The 15,403-nt window shown below is 66.0% G+C and carries 16 protein-coding genes; 13 read left to right on the top strand and 3 right to left on the bottom strand.

Annotated elements, in window-relative coordinates; genetic code table 11:
* Positions 1–28 precede the first annotated feature (28 nt).
* From EET13_RS26200 to EET13_RS26150, 11 genes are all read left to right on the top strand, one after another.
* Positions 29–1,486 (top strand): DUF6779 domain-containing protein, encoded by a 1,458-nt coding sequence (locus EET13_RS26200; RefSeq protein WP_122444985.1) that lies wholly within the window; start codon positions 29–31, stop codon positions 1,484–1,486.
* An 83-nt stretch (positions 1,487–1,569) separates the two neighbouring features.
* Entirely contained in the window at positions 1,570–2,481 is a 912-nt protein-coding gene (locus EET13_RS26195; protein WP_122444984.1) for a Rossmann-like and DUF2520 domain-containing protein, read from the top strand.
* Between the two features lie 2 nt (positions 2,482–2,483).
* On the top strand, positions 2,484–3,428 hold the full coding sequence (gene panC / locus EET13_RS26190) for a pantoate--beta-alanine ligase (RefSeq protein ID WP_425293732.1): 945 nt from the start codon (positions 2,484–2,486) through the stop codon (positions 3,426–3,428).
* A complete protein-coding gene (gene panD / locus EET13_RS26185) occupies positions 3,428–3,856 on the top strand; it encodes an aspartate 1-decarboxylase (RefSeq protein ID WP_122444982.1) in 429 nt (142 codons plus the stop codon). The genes panC and panD overlap by 1 nt, the downstream gene beginning before the upstream one ends.
* Before the next feature lie 2 nt (positions 3,857–3,858).
* Complete coding sequence (locus tag EET13_RS26180) at positions 3,859–4,677, top strand: type III pantothenate kinase (RefSeq protein ID WP_122444981.1); 819 nt, start codon at positions 3,859–3,861, stop codon at positions 4,675–4,677.
* Between the two features lie 107 nt (positions 4,678–4,784).
* On the top strand, positions 4,785–6,284 hold the full coding sequence (lysS, locus tag EET13_RS26175) for a lysine--tRNA ligase (protein WP_122444980.1): 1,500 nt from the start codon (positions 4,785–4,787) through the stop codon (positions 6,282–6,284).
* A 115-nt stretch (positions 6,285–6,399) separates the two neighbouring features.
* Positions 6,400–6,738: a histone-like nucleoid-structuring protein Lsr2 gene (lsr2, locus tag EET13_RS26170; RefSeq protein WP_063466417.1), complete on the top strand. Its 339-nt coding sequence runs from the start codon at positions 6,400–6,402 to the stop codon at positions 6,736–6,738.
* A 369-nt stretch (positions 6,739–7,107) separates the two neighbouring features.
* A complete protein-coding gene (clpC1, locus tag EET13_RS26165; RefSeq protein WP_122444979.1) occupies positions 7,108–9,663 on the top strand; it encodes an ATP-dependent protease ATP-binding subunit ClpC in 2,556 nt (851 codons plus the stop codon).
* Between the two features lie 225 nt (positions 9,664–9,888).
* Positions 9,889–10,098, top strand: a complete 210-nt coding sequence (locus EET13_RS26160; protein WP_122444978.1) for a CbtB domain-containing protein — start codon at positions 9,889–9,891, stop codon at positions 10,096–10,098.
* Between the two features lie 15 nt (positions 10,099–10,113).
* Positions 10,114–10,905 (top strand): CbtA family protein, encoded by a 792-nt coding sequence (locus EET13_RS26155; RefSeq protein ID WP_122444977.1) that lies wholly within the window; start codon positions 10,114–10,116, stop codon positions 10,903–10,905.
* Between the two features lie 7 nt (positions 10,906–10,912).
* Positions 10,913–11,452, top strand: coding sequence for a histidine phosphatase family protein (locus EET13_RS26150; protein ID WP_122445015.1), 540 nt, complete (start codon positions 10,913–10,915; stop codon positions 11,450–11,452).
* 10 nt (positions 11,453–11,462) lie between these two features.
* On the opposite strand, the gene EET13_RS26145 is transcribed toward EET13_RS26150, so the two are convergent.
* Both EET13_RS26145 and mhuD read right to left on the bottom strand, forming a co-directional pair.
* Positions 11,463–12,818 (bottom strand): serine hydrolase, encoded by a 1,356-nt coding sequence (locus EET13_RS26145; RefSeq protein WP_211189142.1) that lies wholly within the window; start codon positions 12,816–12,818, stop codon positions 11,463–11,465.
* Positions 12,802–13,119 (bottom strand): mycobilin-forming heme oxygenase MhuD, encoded by a 318-nt coding sequence (mhuD, locus tag EET13_RS26140; protein WP_122444975.1) that lies wholly within the window; start codon positions 13,117–13,119, stop codon positions 12,802–12,804. Before mhuD ends, EET13_RS26145 begins: the two co-directional genes overlap by 17 nt.
* 14 nt (positions 13,120–13,133) lie before the next feature.
* Between mhuD and EET13_RS26135 the strand changes: the two genes are divergently transcribed.
* Both EET13_RS26135 and EET13_RS26130 read left to right on the top strand, forming a co-directional pair.
* Positions 13,134–13,910, top strand: coding sequence for an alpha/beta fold hydrolase (locus EET13_RS26135; RefSeq protein WP_122444974.1), 777 nt, complete (start codon positions 13,134–13,136; stop codon positions 13,908–13,910).
* A 266-nt stretch (positions 13,911–14,176) separates the two neighbouring features.
* Positions 14,177–14,500, top strand: a complete 324-nt coding sequence (locus EET13_RS26130; RefSeq protein ID WP_063466410.1) for a helix-turn-helix transcriptional regulator — start codon at positions 14,177–14,179, stop codon at positions 14,498–14,500.
* Between the two features lie 51 nt (positions 14,501–14,551).
* Here the strand turns inward: EET13_RS26130 and EET13_RS26125 are convergent, their stop codons facing one another.
* Positions 14,552–15,316, bottom strand: coding sequence for a hypothetical protein (locus EET13_RS26125; protein ID WP_122444973.1), 765 nt, complete (start codon positions 15,314–15,316; stop codon positions 14,552–14,554).
* Positions 15,317–15,403: the final 87 nt, after the last annotated feature.

Raw genomic sequence — 15,403 nt, 5'->3', positions numbered from 1 at the left:
GAGCGACGCGCGCGGGTACAGTCAGGCCATGACCGTTCTGTCCCGCGGCGCCCGGGTCCGGCGCGGCGGCCGCAGGCCGGGTTGGGTGCTCCTGACAACGTTGCTGGTCCTTGCGATTGCGGCCAGTTCGGCACTGGTTTTCACCAATCGCGTGGAACTGCTCAAGCTCGCGGTAATTCTGGCGCTGTGGGCCGCCGTCGCCGGTGCCTTCGTGTCGGTGCTGTATCGGCGGCAAGCCGACGCGGAGCAGGCACGGGCTCGTGACCTGAAGCTGGTTTACGACTTGCAGTTGGACCGCGAAATCTCGGCTCGACATGAATATGAGCTGACGGTGGAGTCACAGCTGCGCCGCGAGCTGGCCATCGAGCTGCGCGGCGCGGCTGCCGACGAGGTGGCTGCGCTGCGGGCGGAATTGGCTGCGCTGCGGACCAGTCTGGAGATCTTGTTCGACACGGACTTCGAACACCGTCCAGCGTTAGAGCCGCTGGATAAGGCGGCCACGACAGAGACACGCCGCTCGCGTGCCGTGGCCGACCGCCTCCAGAATGGACAGAGCCCGGCCGCCGACTGGGTGTCGATCGACCGGGTTGCGGTGGTTCGCCCGGGGGATGCAGTCAACCGCGCCGAGGAAGCGATCATCGACGTTCCCGAGGTGGGGATGCCCCCATACGACGACCAAGATGTCCCCCCAGTGGGCACATTGCCGCCGCCCGGCGAGTCTGCAGGGCAGCAACATCCGGCCGAGCGGGTCGGGCCGCGTTACGAAAGCCGCCAAAGCCCCCAAAGCCCCCAAAGTCGCCAAAGCCCCCAAAGTCCCCAAAGCCCCCAAAGCTATGAAACCGCGCCTGAGCGGCCCGGTCCGCACTATGAGCCTCGTCACCGGCCGCCGCGTCCGTCGCCCGCGCCGCAACCGGAACCGTCGTGGGAACCCGTCGCCGCCGACGGTGCGTGGATGCCGCCCGGGACACCCGGCACCCACTGGGCGTCCGCCGAACCCACCACCATGCCGCCCGTCCAGCCGTCGGGACGCCGACGGCGTTACCGGCATTCCGGCCCCGAGGAAGATCAGGGTGACGTCAGGCTGGGCCATGTCGAGGTGCCCCGAGACTACGGTGGTCGCCGATCACGACCTCGTCATTCGACGGAATACCGCGACCATGGCGTGGGGAGTCTGGGAGCCGTCCCCAGGGCCGACGTTGCAGGATCGGGGGTGCCGTCCGTTGCTGCTCCACCTCCGTCTGCCGCCCCGCCCCCGCGTCCGCAGGCCCCGGCACCACCATCGCCGCCCATGCGTCCGACAGACGCGCCGCCACCCCGCCTTGCCGCGCCGCCGCTTCCGGAACCGGCGGCCCGTCATCGCGGCCCGGAGCCGGAGCCGGGAGGCCACGGCTCTGACTCGCAGACCGGCCAATCGGTCGCCGACCTGCTGGCCCGGCTGCAGGTCCAGCCGTCGGGCGGTGGTCGGCGTCGCCGTCGCGGCAGCTGATCGACTACAGTTTGAGTGACCGTCCGGTACCCGCTCAGCCAAGGGACTGGAACGCACGAAAGAAACCTGTGAGGTCGTCTGCGATGGTGCAGTTCGACGGATTGCGCCCGGCCAGGCTCAAGGTGGGGATCATCTCCGCCGGCCGGGTAGGCACCGCGTTAGGGGCCGCGCTGGAGCGCGCCGACCACGTTGTGGTGGCATGCAGCGCCGTCTCGCATGCGTCGCTGCAACGGGCCGAGCGCCGGCTGCCCGATACCCCGGTACTGTCGCCGCCGGAGGTCGCTGCCGCGGCTGAGCTGCTGGTGCTGGCGGTGCCCGACAGCGAACTCGCGGGTCTGGTATCCGGACTGGCAGCCACCTCGGCGGTGCGACCGGGGACGCTGGTGGCGCACACGTCGGGGGCCAACGGGATCGCGATTCTGGCACCGCTGACCGGGCAGGGCTGCATACCGCTGGCCATTCACCCGGCGATGACGTTCACCGGTTCCGACGAGGACATCAGCAGACTGCCGGATACCTGCTTCGGGATCACCGCGGCCGACGGCGTCGGGTATGCGATCGCACAATCGCTGGTCCTGGAAATGGGTGGGGAGCCGTTCAGCGTCCGCGAGGACAGCCGCATCCTCTACCACGCGGCGCTGGCCCATGCGAGCAATCACATCGTGACGGTGCTCGCCGACGCCCTGGAGGCGTTGCGTGCCGCACTGCGCGGCGACGAACTGCTGGGCCAGCAGTGCGTCGACGACCAGCCGGGCGGGATCGCCGAACGCATCATCGGACCGCTGGCCCGCGCGGCGCTGGAGAACACGCTGCAGCGCGGGCAGGCCGCGCTGACCGGGCCGATCGCTCGGGGTGATGCGGCGGCGGTCGCCGGGCATCTGGCCGCGCTGATCGACGCCGACCCGCAACTGGCCCACGCCTATCGGGTGAACGCGCTGCGGACCGCGCAGCGGGCGCATGCGCCCGAGGCGGTTGTCGAGGTGCTGGCGCGATGACGATGCGTAACAAGACCACGTTCAAGCCGGGCGAACTCAATCGGTATTCGGTGCCGCGTGAGGTCAGCGACGTCTGCCGGGCACTGCGTCACACCGGCCGGCGAGTGATGCTGGTGCCCACCATGGGCGCGCTGCACGACGGCCATCTTGCGCTGGTGCGGGCGGCCAAGAGGACACCCGGCGCGGTGGTGGTGGTGTCGATATTCGTCAACCCGCTGCAATTCGGCGCCGGCGAGGACCTGGACGCTTACCCCCGCACCCTCGAGGACGATGTGGCGCAGCTGCGTGCCGAAGGGGTGGAGATCGTGTTCGCGCCGACGGCCGCGGGGATGTACCCCGACGGGATGCGTACCACGGTGCAACCCGGCCCGCTGGGTGTCGAGCTCGAAGGCAGCGCCCGGCCGGGCCATTTCGCCGGGGTGCTGACCGTGGTGCTCAAACTGCTGCAGATCGTGCGGCCCGACCGCGCCTACTTCGGCGAGAAGGACTACCAGCAGCTTGTGCTCATCCGGCAGCTGGTCGCCGACCTGAATGTCGACGTCCAGGTGGTGGGCGTGCCGACCGTGCGGGAGGCCGACGGGCTGGCGATGTCGTCGCGCAACCGCTACCTGGACCCGGCCCAGCGGGAAGCGGCGGTGGCGCTGTCGGCGGCGCTGACGGCAGGCGCCCATGCGGCTGCATTGTCCGGCGCCGGTGCCCGCGCCGCGGTGGACGCGGCTCGCGCGGTGCTCGACGCCGCACCCAGGATTGCGGTCGACTATGTAGAGTTGCGCGACACCGGGCTCGGCCCGGCGCCCGCTAGCGGATCTGCCCGGCTGCTGGTTGCCGCGCGCGTCGGCGCCACCAGACTGCTGGACAACGTGGAAATCCAGATCGGAAATGTCGCCGGCACCATCGGGCCGGACGAACCCCGGGCACGATATGCCCAATCACCTTGGAGGAATTGATGTTACGGACAATGCTGAAGTCGAAGATCCATCGCGCGACGGTGACGCAGGCCGACTTGCATTACGTCGGGTCGGTCACCATCGACGCCGATCTGATGGAGGCCGCCGATCTGCTCGAGGGTGAACAAGTGACCATCGTCGACATTGACAACGGCGCCCGCCTGGTCACCTATGCGATCACCGGCGAGCGCGGCAGCGGCGTCATCGGAATCAACGGTGCTGCCGCTCATCTGGTCCACCCGGGCGACCTGGTCATCCTGATTGCCTACGGGACCATGGAGGATGCCGAGGCGCGCGCCTACCAACCGCGGATCGTGTTCGTCGACGCCGGGAACAAACAGGTCGACCTGGGCAGCGATCCGGCGTATGTGCCCTTCGACATACCCGACGCAGCCGAGCTGCTGAACCCGCGGATGGGTGTACGGTAGCCGTGCTGCTGGCCATCGACGTCCGCAACACCCATACCGTCGTCGGCCTGCTGTCCGGAGCCAAGCAGCACGCAAAAGTGGTGCAGCAGTGGCGGATACGCACTGAATCCGAAGTCACCGCCGACGAATTGGCGCTCACCATCGACGGCTTGATCGGCGAGGACTCCGAGCGGCTCACCGGCGCCGCCGGGCTGTCCACGGTGCCCTCGGTGCTGCACGAGGTGCGCATCATGCTCGACCAGTACTGGCCGGCGGTCCCGCACGTGCTGATCGAACCGGGGGTGCGCACGGGTATCCCGCTGCTGGTCGACAATCCCAAAGAAGTGGGCGCCGACCGGATCGTCAACTGTCTGGCGGCGCACCACAAGTTCGGTAAGGCCGCCATCGTCGTGGATTTCGGTTCATCGATCTGCGTGGACGTGGTGTCGGCCAAGGGTGAATTCCTCGGCGGCGCTATCGCGCCCGGCGTGCAGGTGTCGTCCGACGCTGCGGCGGCCCGCTCGGCGGCCCTGCGCCGCGTCGAGCTGACCCGGCCGCGCTCGGTCGTTGGCAAGAACACCGTGGAGTGCATGCAGGCCGGCGCGGTGTTCGGTTTCGCCGGGCTGGTCGACGGCCTGGTCGGACGCATCCGCGAAGACGTCAAGGGTTTCTCCGCCGACGACGACATCGCGGTGGTGGCCACCGGGCATACCGCGCCGCTGCTGCTGCCGGAGCTGCACACCGTCGATCATCACGACCAGTACCTGACCCTGCATGGTCTGCGGCTTGTCTTTGAACGAAACCGCGACGCCCAGGGCGGCCGCCTGAAGAGCGCGCGCTAGAACCCGCAGCGAGCCTGCGTACAGCGCGCGCCGCGGGCCCGGCATTCACGCCGCCAGCGCAGGCTCGCTGCCGTGATCGCGGACTCGACCCCTTAAGCTGGCTCGTCGTGGACTCGGCCGAGACAGACATTCCCGAGCAGTTCCGGATCCGTCGGGACAAGCGTGCTCGGCTATTGGCAGATGGGCATGACCCCTACCCGGTTGCTATCGACCGCACCCATACTTTGGCCGAGGTCCGCGCCGCCCACGCTGATCTGCCGGTCGACACCGCGACCGACGACGTCGTCGGTGTCGCGGGGCGGGTGGTCTTCGCGCGCAACACCGGAAAGTTGTGCTTCGCGACACTGCAGGACGGCGACGGCACCCGCCTGCAGGTGATGATCAGCCTCGAAAAGGTCGGCCAGGAAACGCTCGATTCCTGGAAAGCCGATGTCGATCTGGGCGACATCGTGTACGTGCACGGCACCGTGATCAGCTCACGCCGCGGTGAGTTGTCGGTCCTCGCCGATTCCTGGCGGATGGCCGCCAAATCGCTGCGGCCGCTGCCGGTCGCGCACAAGGAGATGAGTGAGGAGGCGCGGGTTCGGCAGCGCTATGTCGACCTGATCGTCCGTCCGCAGGCGCGAGAAGTGGCCCGGCAGCGCATTGCCGTCATCCGGGCGTTGCGCAATGCGCTGGAACGCCGCGGCTTCGTCGAGGTCGAGACGCCCATGTTGCAGACGCTGGCCGGCGGCGCGGCGGCCCGGCCGTTCGTCACCCATTCCAACGCCCTCGACATCGACCTTTACCTTCGCATCGCGCCCGAACTGTTCCTCAAGCGTTGCATAGTCGGGGGCTTCGACAAGGTCTTCGAACTAAATCGGGTGTTCCGAAACGAAGGCGCCGATTCTACACATTCCCCGGAATTCTCGATGTTGGAGACCTACCAGACCTATGGCACGTATGACGATTCCGCGGTGGTCACCAGGGAGCTTATTCAAGAGGTAGCCGACGAGGCGATCGGCACCCGACAACTTCCGATGCCCGACGGCAGTGTCTACGACATCGACGGAGAATGGGCAACTATCCAGATGTATTCCTCCCTGTCGGGGGCGCTCGGGGAAGAGATCACACCGCAGACCTCGGTCGATCGGTTAGCTGACATCGCGCGCCGACTCGATGAAGAGATTCTTGCCAAGTGTGGCTACCGTCACGGCAAACTCGTCGAGGAACTGTGGGAGCTCACCGTGGGCAACGCGTTGACGGCGCCCACATTTGTCAAGGATTTTCCGGTCGAGACAACTCCATTGACCCGCCAGCACCGCAGTATCGCCGGAGTAACCGAGAAGTGGGACCTCTACCTGCACGGAGTGGAACTGGCCACCGGATACTCTGAATTAAACGATCCGGTGGTGCAGCGGGATAGACTCGCTGACCAGGCGCGCGAAGCGGCCGCCGGCGACGACGAGGCGATGCTGCTCGACGAGGATTTTCTGGCCGCCCTGGAGTATGGGATGCCGCCGTGTACTGGAACGGGAATGGGTATCGATCGGTTGTTGATGTCTTTGACCGGGCTGTCAATTAGGGAGACAGTTTTGTTCCCGATTGTTCGACCGCACTCCAACTGAACTGCCCGACGATGTGTCCAGATTGAGTATTTCCCGTTCTTATGGCAGATTGGTGAGCGGGGAGTCTATCCATCCTGCACAGTAACTGCACGGGAAGAAATGCGAGGGTAAGCCAATGGCGAAGAAAGTAACCGTCACCTTGGTCGACGATTTCGACGGTTCCGGCGCCGCCGACGAAACCGTCGAATTCGGGCTTGACGGGGTGACCTATGAGATTGACCTTTCTTCTAAGAATGCCGCGAAACTACGCGGTGACTTGAAGCAATGGGTTGAGGCCGGCCGTCGTGTCGGCGGTCGCCGGCGCGGGCGTTCGGGCACCGGGCGTGGCCGCGGCGCGATCGACCGCGAACAAAGCGCCGCGATCCGCGAATGGGCGCGTCGCAATGGACACAATGTGTCGACTCGCGGCCGCATCCCGGCTGACGTCATCGACGCGTTCCACGCCGCGACCTAGCAATCGCCTCACCGGCGCCCGGGCTCCGGCCCGGGCGCCGCGCTGCGTCTTTCTTGTCTTCTCTCGAGCTTTTCGCTCGGGCTTCCGCTTGGGTCTTTTCCAGGTCCGGTGTTCGCTGGGGGCGTAACCAGCCACCGGACCGTGTCGGAAACGCGACGGGCATTTTCCTCGTTAACGTGGTGCGGTTCTGTTGTAAGAGGACGAAGGCCGGCTCGGACGCGACGGCGCGTTACGGTCCGGAACCGCTAGGCACCGCAAGGTTATGAACCCTGGCGGGCCGACCATTACAGTGGACAGCAGGTACGCGGGGCCGAGCTGGACTAGTTCGGGGCCGACCAATGTACCGATGAGGAGAGCAGGTAACCGCCGATGTTCGAACGATTTACCGACCGTGCCCGCCGGGTCGTCGTCCTGGCGCAAGAAGAGGCCCGGATGCTGAACCACAACTACATCGGCACCGAGCACATTCTGTTGGGTCTTATTCACGAAGGCGAGGGTGTCGCCGCCAAGTCGCTGGAGTCGCTGGGTATCTCGCTGGAAGGGGTCCGCAGCCAGGTCGAAGAGATCATCGGCCAGGGACAGCAGGCGCCGTCCGGGCACATCCCGTTCACTCCGCGGGCCAAGAAGGTCCTCGAGCTGAGCCTGCGCGAGGCGCTGCAACTGGGCCACAACTACATCGGCACCGAGCACATTCTGCTGGGCCTCATCCGCGAGGGTGAGGGTGTGGCGGCTCAGGTTCTGGTGAAGCTGGGCGCCGAGTTGACCCGGGTGCGTCAGCAGGTGATCCAGTTGCTGTCCGGCTACCAGGGCAAGGAAGCCGCCGAGGCAGGCACCGGTGGCCGGGGTGGCGAATCTGGCACACCGTCCACCTCGCTGGTGCTCGACCAGTTCGGCCGCAACCTGACGGCGGCCGCCATGGAGGGCAAGCTGGACCCGGTCATCGGCCGCGAGAAGGAAATCGAGCGGGTGATGCAGGTGCTGAGCCGGCGCACCAAGAACAACCCGGTGCTGATCGGCGAGCCCGGTGTCGGCAAGACGGCCGTCGTCGAAGGCCTCGCCCAGGCCATCGTGCACGGCCAGGTCCCCGAGACACTGAAGGACAAGCAGCTCTACACCCTGGACCTGGGATCGCTGGTCGCCGGCAGCCGCTACCGCGGTGACTTCGAGGAGCGCCTGAAGAAGGTGCTCAAGGAGATCAACACCCGTGGCGACATCATCTTGTTCATCGACGAGCTGCACACCCTGGTGGGTGCCGGTGCCGCCGAGGGCGCCATCGACGCGGCCAGCATTCTGAAGCCGAAGCTCGCGCGTGGTGAACTTCAGACGATCGGCGCCACCACGCTCGACGAGTACCGCAAGTACATCGAGAAGGACGCCGCCTTGGAGCGCCGCTTCCAGCCGGTGCAGGTCGGCGAGCCGACGGTGGAGCACACCATCGAGATCCTCAAGGGTCTGCGCGACCGCTACGAGGCCCACCACCGGGTGTCCATCACCGACAGCGCGATGGTGGCGGCGGCGACGTTGGCCGACCGCTACATCAACGACCGGTTCCTGCCGGATAAGGCGATCGACCTGATCGACGAGGCCGGGGCCCGGATGCGGATCCGCCGGATGACCGCGCCGCCGGACCTGCGCGAGTTCGACGAGAAGATCGCCGAGGCGCGCCGGGAGAAGGAATCGGCGATCGACGCCCAGGACTTCGAGAAGGCGGCCAGCCTGCGGGATCGGGAGAAGACCCTCGTTGCCCAGCGTGCGGAGCGCGAAAAGCAGTGGCGCTCTGGGGATCTCGACGTGGTCGCCGAGGTCGACGACGAGCAGATCGCCGAGGTGCTGGGCAATTGGACCGGTATTCCGGTGTTCAAGCTCACCGAGGCCGAGACCACCCGCCTGCTGCGCATGGAAGAGGAGCTGCACAAGCGGATCATCGGCCAGGAGGACGCCGTCAAGGCCGTCTCGAAAGCCATTCGGCGTACTCGCGCCGGGCTGAAAGACCCCAAGCGCCCGTCGGGCTCGTTCATCTTCGCCGGCCCCTCCGGTGTGGGTAAGACCGAGCTGTCCAAGGCGTTGGCCAACTTCTTGTTCGGGGACGACGACGCGCTCATCCAGATCGACATGGGTGAGTTCCACGACCGGTTCACCGCGTCGCGGCTGTTCGGCGCTCCGCCCGGGTATGTCGGCTACGAGGAGGGTGGCCAGCTCACCGAGAAGGTGCGCCGCAAGCCGTTTTCCGTGGTGTTGTTCGACGAGATCGAGAAGGCCCACCAGGAGATCTACAACAGTCTGTTGCAGGTGCTCGAGGACGGCCGGCTCACCGACGGTCAGGGTCGCACGGTGGACTTCAAGAACACCGTGCTGATCTTCACGTCGAACTTGGGGACATCCGATATTTCTAAGCCTGTCGGCCTCGGGTTCACCAAGGGTGGCGGCGAGAACGACTACGAGCGGATGAAGCAGAAGGTCAACGACGAGCTCAAGAAGCACTTCCGTCCGGAGTTCCTCAACCGCATCGACGACATCATCGTCTTCCACCAGCTGACCCGCGACGAGATCATCCAGATGGTCGACCTGATGATCGGCCGGGTCGCCGGCCAGCTCAAGAGCAAGGACATGGCGCTGGAGCTGACCGACAAGGCCAAGGCGTTGCTGGCCAAGCGTGGTTTCGACCCGGTGCTGGGTGCTCGTCCGCTGCGACGTACCATCCAGCGCGAGATCGAGGACCAGCTGTCGGAGAAGATCCTCTTCGAGGAGGTCGGGCCGGGGCAGGTAGTCACGGTCGACGTCGACAACTGGGACGGCTCAGACAATCAAGGTCCCGGCGAGGACGCCGTGTTCACCTTCACCGGAACCCGCAAGCCGCCGGTCGAGCCGGATCTGGCGAAGGCCGGAGCGCACGGCGCTGGGACTCCGGGGCCGACCACGCAGTAGCGGCCACACAGTAGCGCGAGCAGACGTTAAAGGCCCCCATTTGTACCAAAATGGGGGCCTTTAACGTCTGCTCGCGCAGGCAACGGCGGTTTACACTGACGTTGTCATCGACGGCAACGGAATCTGGTGAGAGTCCAGAACGGTCGCGCCACTGTACATAGTCAGACCCATTGCCCGTCACCAGCACCCGACGTGGGACGCGAGATCCCCAGAAGGAGTCCACCCGTGGCGAATTCCCAGGCAGCCCGCACTCGGCCGGTTGATGTTTCGGCGGTAAGCGCCGCGCTATGGTTGGCGGCCACCGCCGTCCTGGCGTTGCTGGCCGTCTACTTCGTCGGCTTCGACCAGGGTGCGGTGTCGCTTTTCGGCAGCGACTCGCACGTGCACGAGTTCTTCCACGACGCAAGGCACCTGCTCGGCTTCCCCTGCCACTGAGCTGCCTCCGACACCATGGAGAAGCGTCTGATAGCGCGCGGACTCCTGGCCGGTGCCGTGGGCGCTGTCCTGGCCTTTGCGTTCTCGCGGGTGTTCGCCGAGCCCGTCGTGAGCCGCGCAATCGAATACGAGGACGGCCGCACCGAAGCGGCGCACACTCAGGGCGTGCATGAGCACGGTACCGAATTGTTCAGCCGGAGCGTGCAGGGCAACGCCGGATTAGGTTTCGGCGTCCTGATCTTCGGCATCGCTATGGGCGCGTTGTTCGCCGTCCTGTTCTGCGCTGCTTACCCACGAGTCGCAAGCATGGGGCCGCAACAGCTTTCGATGCGCCTGGCCGCCGGAGCCGTTATCGCGGTGTATCTAGTCCCGTTTGTGAAGTATCCGCCCAACCCGCCCGCGGTGGGGCAGGCGGACACAATCGGCTCGCGCACCCTGTGGTATCTGGTCATGGTGCTGGCGTCGGCGGTGCTGGCGCTGGCCGCGGTGTGGTTGGGTGGCCGGTTGGCTCCGCGGCTGGGTGCGTGGAACGGCGGGCTAGCTGCCATCGGTGCCTACATCGCCGCGACCGCGGTGGTCATGCTGGTGTTGCCGACCTTCGACGAGACGCCTCCTCCGATGCGCGACGCTGCCGGAACGATCAGCTATCCTGGCTTCCCCGCCGACGTTCTCTACGAATTCAGATTGGTGTCACTGGGCACCCAGGTGGTGCTGTGGGCAACCATCGGGCTGGTCTTCTCGACACTGGCGGGGCGGCTGCTGGGTGCGGGAGCCGGGACGGAACGGCCGGCGCGCATCCCCGCGTGATCCGCCGGTGAGTCACGTCAACAGGCTGACCCTGGTGTCCCACGCGATGACCGATGCCATGGCGGTCGGGCGGTTTCCGGGTGACGAGCCGCTCAACGATATCGGCCGCCGGCAAGCCGAAACCGCTGGGCGGCTCGGCATCGGGCGTGTCACGCAACTGGCAGCACCCGAGCGGCGGGCCGGGCAGACCGCCGAGCTGTTGGGTCTACAAGCAGCAACGGACCCCCGGCTGGCTGATCTTGACTGCGGGCGTTGGCGCGGCACCACCCTCGAGAACATCGACCACCATGACCTTCAGACGTGGCTGACCGATCCCGCCCGGGCGCCCCATGGCGGCGAGTCCGTCGTCGACCTGATCGGCCGGATCGCCGGATGGCTGCAGTCGCTGACCGCCGACACGGTGGCGGTGACACATCCCGCGGTGATAAGAGCGGCGATCCTGGTGGCTCTGGATGGGCCACCGAAATCGTTCTGGCGCATCGACATTGCGCCGGTTAGCCGAACCGTCATGCACTTGCGCAAGCATCGCTGGACGCTGCGGCTCTAGCTTCAGCGGTCTATCGCGGACCCACCAGCGTAAAGACTTGCTTGGCGACCTCCAGCATCCACCCGGTCACGGTCGGTCCGTGATCGCGGGGCCAGTTCAGCTGGAAGCTCACTACCCACGGCTGACCGGTCTTGTCCTCGGCATACCAGCTGAAGGTCAGATCCCCAGGCAGGCCACCGGCCTTGGCGCCGATATAGGGCCATTCGTTTCGATCGAGTTGGATACCGGCAACGGCGGACAGGATCTGACGGACCGGCGCGGCCCGGCCAACCGCATCGGCCTGCAGCGCCAGGTGCACCCGGCAGATGTCTTCGGCGCTGCCGTACCACTCCGCGCCGTACGTGGAGGCTGGAGTGTGGGCTCGCGTTGGGTCAGGCTGGTAGGGCTTGGCATCGGCCTGCTGCAGCAACTCGGCGCGGACCTGCTGGGACGCGTGCATCCATTGGTCACGCAGATCCGGTTGACCCCAGCCGACGGAAAACAGCTCGTACATCGTGGGAAACGGCGTCATGCTGGCGGGATCGTGATGGCCGGCGGTGGCCAGCGCCTCCTCGATGGCGTGGGTGCCCAGCCGCTCGATCAGCAAGTCGGTGGCCATGTTGTCGCTGGTGGCAATCATCTTCTCCGCGGCGGTGCGAACCGAAACATGCGCACCGGGAGGCAGTTCCAGGCCCGACGAGCCCACCGCTTTGCTCTTGACAGTGACCGTAAGCATTTCGTCCCAGGACACCGTGCCGTCCTTCACCGCGTCCGCCAGGGCATGCAACACGTACAGCTTGAAAATCGAAGCCAGCGGCAAGGATTCGCGGGTATTGACGCCCGCTACCGGGTCGCAGTTCCCGTTGGTCACCTTGGCGACCTGGTACGAATAGCGCGCGCCGGTGCGGCTCAACACGGCGTCGACGTCGTGCCACGAGCCGATCGACGGCGGCTGCGTCTCGAGCTCGAACCGGTCGACCTGGCCTTGGTCGTCGGTGTGGATCCGAATGTCTTGGTGCGCGCCGTAAGACGAGATGAGATGTAGCGTGGCCACACTGGCGCCGATAGTTACGCCCTCGACGCTGAACGGACGGTCCCACCACAGCTCTTCCATGGTGTGCTCGACGGAGCCGACCTGGGTGGGCGTGGCCAGCGTGCCGACTCCCACCGGGCCGATCGGCCAATCCGAGTTCAGCATGTCCACGGTTTGCTGGGCGCGCAGACCCGGAGGCGTTCTGGTGTCGATGCGGCGCCCCGGATCGGCTGCGTTGGCGGTTGGCGTGGGCGAGTGTGCGCAACCGGGTGCCAGGGCGACCACTAATGCGGCGGCGGCGCCTAACGCCCTCGCACGGGGCGGCGGCGCCTGCCGGCTACTTCGTTTCGCCAGTCCCGGCAACGTCGAGCACAACCTCGAATTCCAGGAGCGAAGCACCGGTCGCCACGGGGTTGGCGCGGTGGCCGGCGTGGGCCTCTTTGGCCGGCCCGTTCGCCCAGGCCTGGAATGCTTCATCGGACTCCCAGTGTGTCACCACGAAATAGCGGTATTCGCCCTTGACTGGTCGCAGCAACTGAAAGCCGAGGAACCCGGGAGAATTCTCCACCGCATGCGCGCGGTGGGCGAAGCGCTTCTCCAGTTCGGGGCCAGCGCCGGCAGGCACCTCGATTGCGTTGATCTTCACCACTGGCATGCCGCTAGGCTACCGTGCCCGGCATGCCGACCGATCTGTTGACCCATCGCGGCGGGCGGGGCCAACCGCTGGTCCTGGTACACGGGTTGATGGGCCGGGGTAGCACGTGGTCGCGGCAACTGCCGTGGCTGACCCGGTTGGGAAGCGTCTATACCTATGACGCACCGTGGCATCGGGGCCGTGACGTCGACGATCCGTACCCGATCAGCACCGAACGCTTCGTAGCAGACTTGGGTGATGCGGTTGGTGCGCTGGGGGCACCGGCGCGGCTGGTCGGACATTCGATGGGTGCGTTGCACTCGTGGTGTTTGGCCGCGCGGTCTCCGGACCTGGTATCGGCCCTGGTGGTCGAGGACATGGCACCGGATTTCGTCGGCCGCACCACCGGCCCGTGGGAACCGTGGCTGCATGCTCTTCCCGTCGAATTCGCCTCCGCCGAACAGGTTTTCGCTGAATTCGGCCCGGTCGCCGGCCAATACTTTCTGGAGGCCTTCGACCGCACCGCCGCCGGTTGGCGGCTGCACGGACATACCTCACGGTGGATCGAGATCGCCGCCGAATGGGGTACTCGCGACTACTGGGCGCAGTGGCGGGCGGTACGGGTTCCAGCGCTGCTCATCGAGGCCGGCAACTCGGTCACGCCGCCCGGCCAGATGCGTGAGATGGCTGAAAGAAACTGTTCTACAACGTATTTAAAGGTTCCTGAAGCGGGTCATCTGGTGCACGACGAAGCGCCGCTGGTGTATCGCCGCGCGGTCGAATCCTTCTTTGGCGAGATCGGTGCCGGCTGAGCCGACGCCGGGAAACTGCTCGGCGATATCCGGCGACGCGCCCAGGCGGCCGCGTTATGGTCGAGCACCTTCGAGGGACGCGACGTAGCTGATCCCCCGAACGGGGCGACAACAACATTCGGTGTCGGGATGCGGGGTGGCGCTCAGGCTAGGGCCGATCTTTTGAAGCAGGCCAGTCCACCCGTGACGAACGCCCGGACGCCCGTCAGGCGATGGTCGATTAGCGAAGTGGTTTACGTGAATTTCAAACAGCCTATAATAGGGCCATGGACGTTGCCGAAAAACGGAGCGCGGCCGCCCAGCCTGCTGTCGAAGCTCCCGACCGTACCTGGACCTTCCTGACGAACCATGCACACGTGTTGCTGTGCGTGTCGACTGGCGAGCCCCTGACTGCTCGAGAGCTGGCGCTGCGAATCGGCATCACCGAGCGTTCTGTGCAAGCGATATTGACCGACTTGACCGACGAGGGCTACCTCATCAAGTCCAAGATTGGTCGTCGCAACGTCTATGAGCTCAATCCGCAGGGTCGGCTACGCCACCCACTCGAGGCCAGTCATACCGTCGGCGAGCTTGTTGCGGCGCTGTCCTGAACACCCCGTGAACGCCCGGTCGATGTGACCGCTCGTCGCCGCCCCGGCGCATCATGCCGAGGTCCGGGCGAGGTGTCGATCGGTTCGTGCCAGTGCGCCACCTGCCGGCTGATTCCGCGACGCCCGGGCGGCTTGGGGCAGTCCGGCCAGACGGCGCCATGACTGAATCGCTTCGGAGGTGACCAGGGCGTATCGGCTCGGTGAGTCAATGCCGGTACCGAGCATGTGGGCACGCAGGGCGCTGCCGGTGACATCGTCCATGCTCGCTTGGCGGCGACCTTCAATGAGCTCGGCCGACTGATGTGCCGCCTGCAAGGCATGGAAGCCGGCGGGGTTCGAGGCGGGGACCAAGGTGCTTGCTTCGCCTATCGCGATGTCGCGAGCGTTATGCCAACTGGCGAGCGTCGGCATAGTGCCGCGCGAAACGCGCCGGTGCAGTTCGGCGATATCGGAGATCGCCTTGACCGTGGTGATTCTGGCGTATTGGACGACTCCCCAGGTCGGGCTGGTCAACAGCTCGGCCACCCAGGCGTGGACTACACGCGACGAAACCCCGGCGGTTCCCACCGTCTGCCAGCCGAGATCGAGGGCGATGATGCTGTTTTCGGGTGTCAGGTAACCGCCCGGTCCGGCCAGTAGGTCGTTGCACGATTGGACGAAAGCGGCCAACGGGCGAGCCGAACACGCCGGGTAATCGGTGATCCTCGCGTCGCCGTTGATGTACGAGATGACGTTCATGGCGCAGCCGGTGCCAGTTCCGGGCTGGTGAGGGCCTTTGGCCAACCGCAGAGGGTTGGTGATGCGGTCGAGATCCATATGCCCTTCCTCCAAGTCTTCGTCGTCTAATACGAAAGGTATATAACGAAGTTATTTTCATCAATAACAATTCACATGAGTTTGCTA

Origin of the sequence: Mycobacterium attenuatum (assembly GCF_900566085.1) — a bacterium.
Lineage (GTDB): Bacteria > Actinomycetota > Actinomycetes > Mycobacteriales > Mycobacteriaceae > Mycobacterium > Mycobacterium attenuatum.
Note: the sequence above shows the minus strand (reverse complement) of the source record. Positions and strands in the feature narration are given on the sequence as shown.

Coding starts and splice junctions, on each gene's coding strand:
- lsr2 (WP_063466417.1), top strand. CDS start 6,400: ATGGCGAAGAAAGTAACCGTCACCTTGGTCGACGATTTCGACGGTTCC.
- panD (WP_122444982.1), top strand. CDS start 3,428: ATGTTACGGACAATGCTGAAGTCGAAGATCCATCGCGCGACGGTGACG.
- panC (WP_425293732.1), top strand. CDS start 2,484: ATGCGTAACAAGACCACGTTCAAGCCGGGCGAACTCAATCGGTATTCG.
- clpC1 (WP_122444979.1), top strand. CDS start 7,108: ATGTTCGAACGATTTACCGACCGTGCCCGCCGGGTCGTCGTCCTGGCG.
- EET13_RS26125 (WP_122444973.1), bottom strand. CDS start 15,316: ATGGATCTCGACCGCATCACCAACCCTCTGCGGTTGGCCAAAGGCCCT.
- EET13_RS26195 (WP_122444984.1), top strand. CDS start 1,570: ATGGTGCAGTTCGACGGATTGCGCCCGGCCAGGCTCAAGGTGGGGATC.
- EET13_RS26200 (WP_122444985.1), top strand. CDS start 29: ATGACCGTTCTGTCCCGCGGCGCCCGGGTCCGGCGCGGCGGCCGCAGG.
- EET13_RS26155 (WP_122444977.1), top strand. CDS start 10,114: ATGGAGAAGCGTCTGATAGCGCGCGGACTCCTGGCCGGTGCCGTGGGC.
- mhuD (WP_122444975.1), bottom strand. CDS start 13,119: ATGCCAGTGGTGAAGATCAACGCAATCGAGGTGCCTGCCGGCGCTGGC.
- EET13_RS26130 (WP_063466410.1), top strand. CDS start 14,177: ATGGACGTTGCCGAAAAACGGAGCGCGGCCGCCCAGCCTGCTGTCGAA.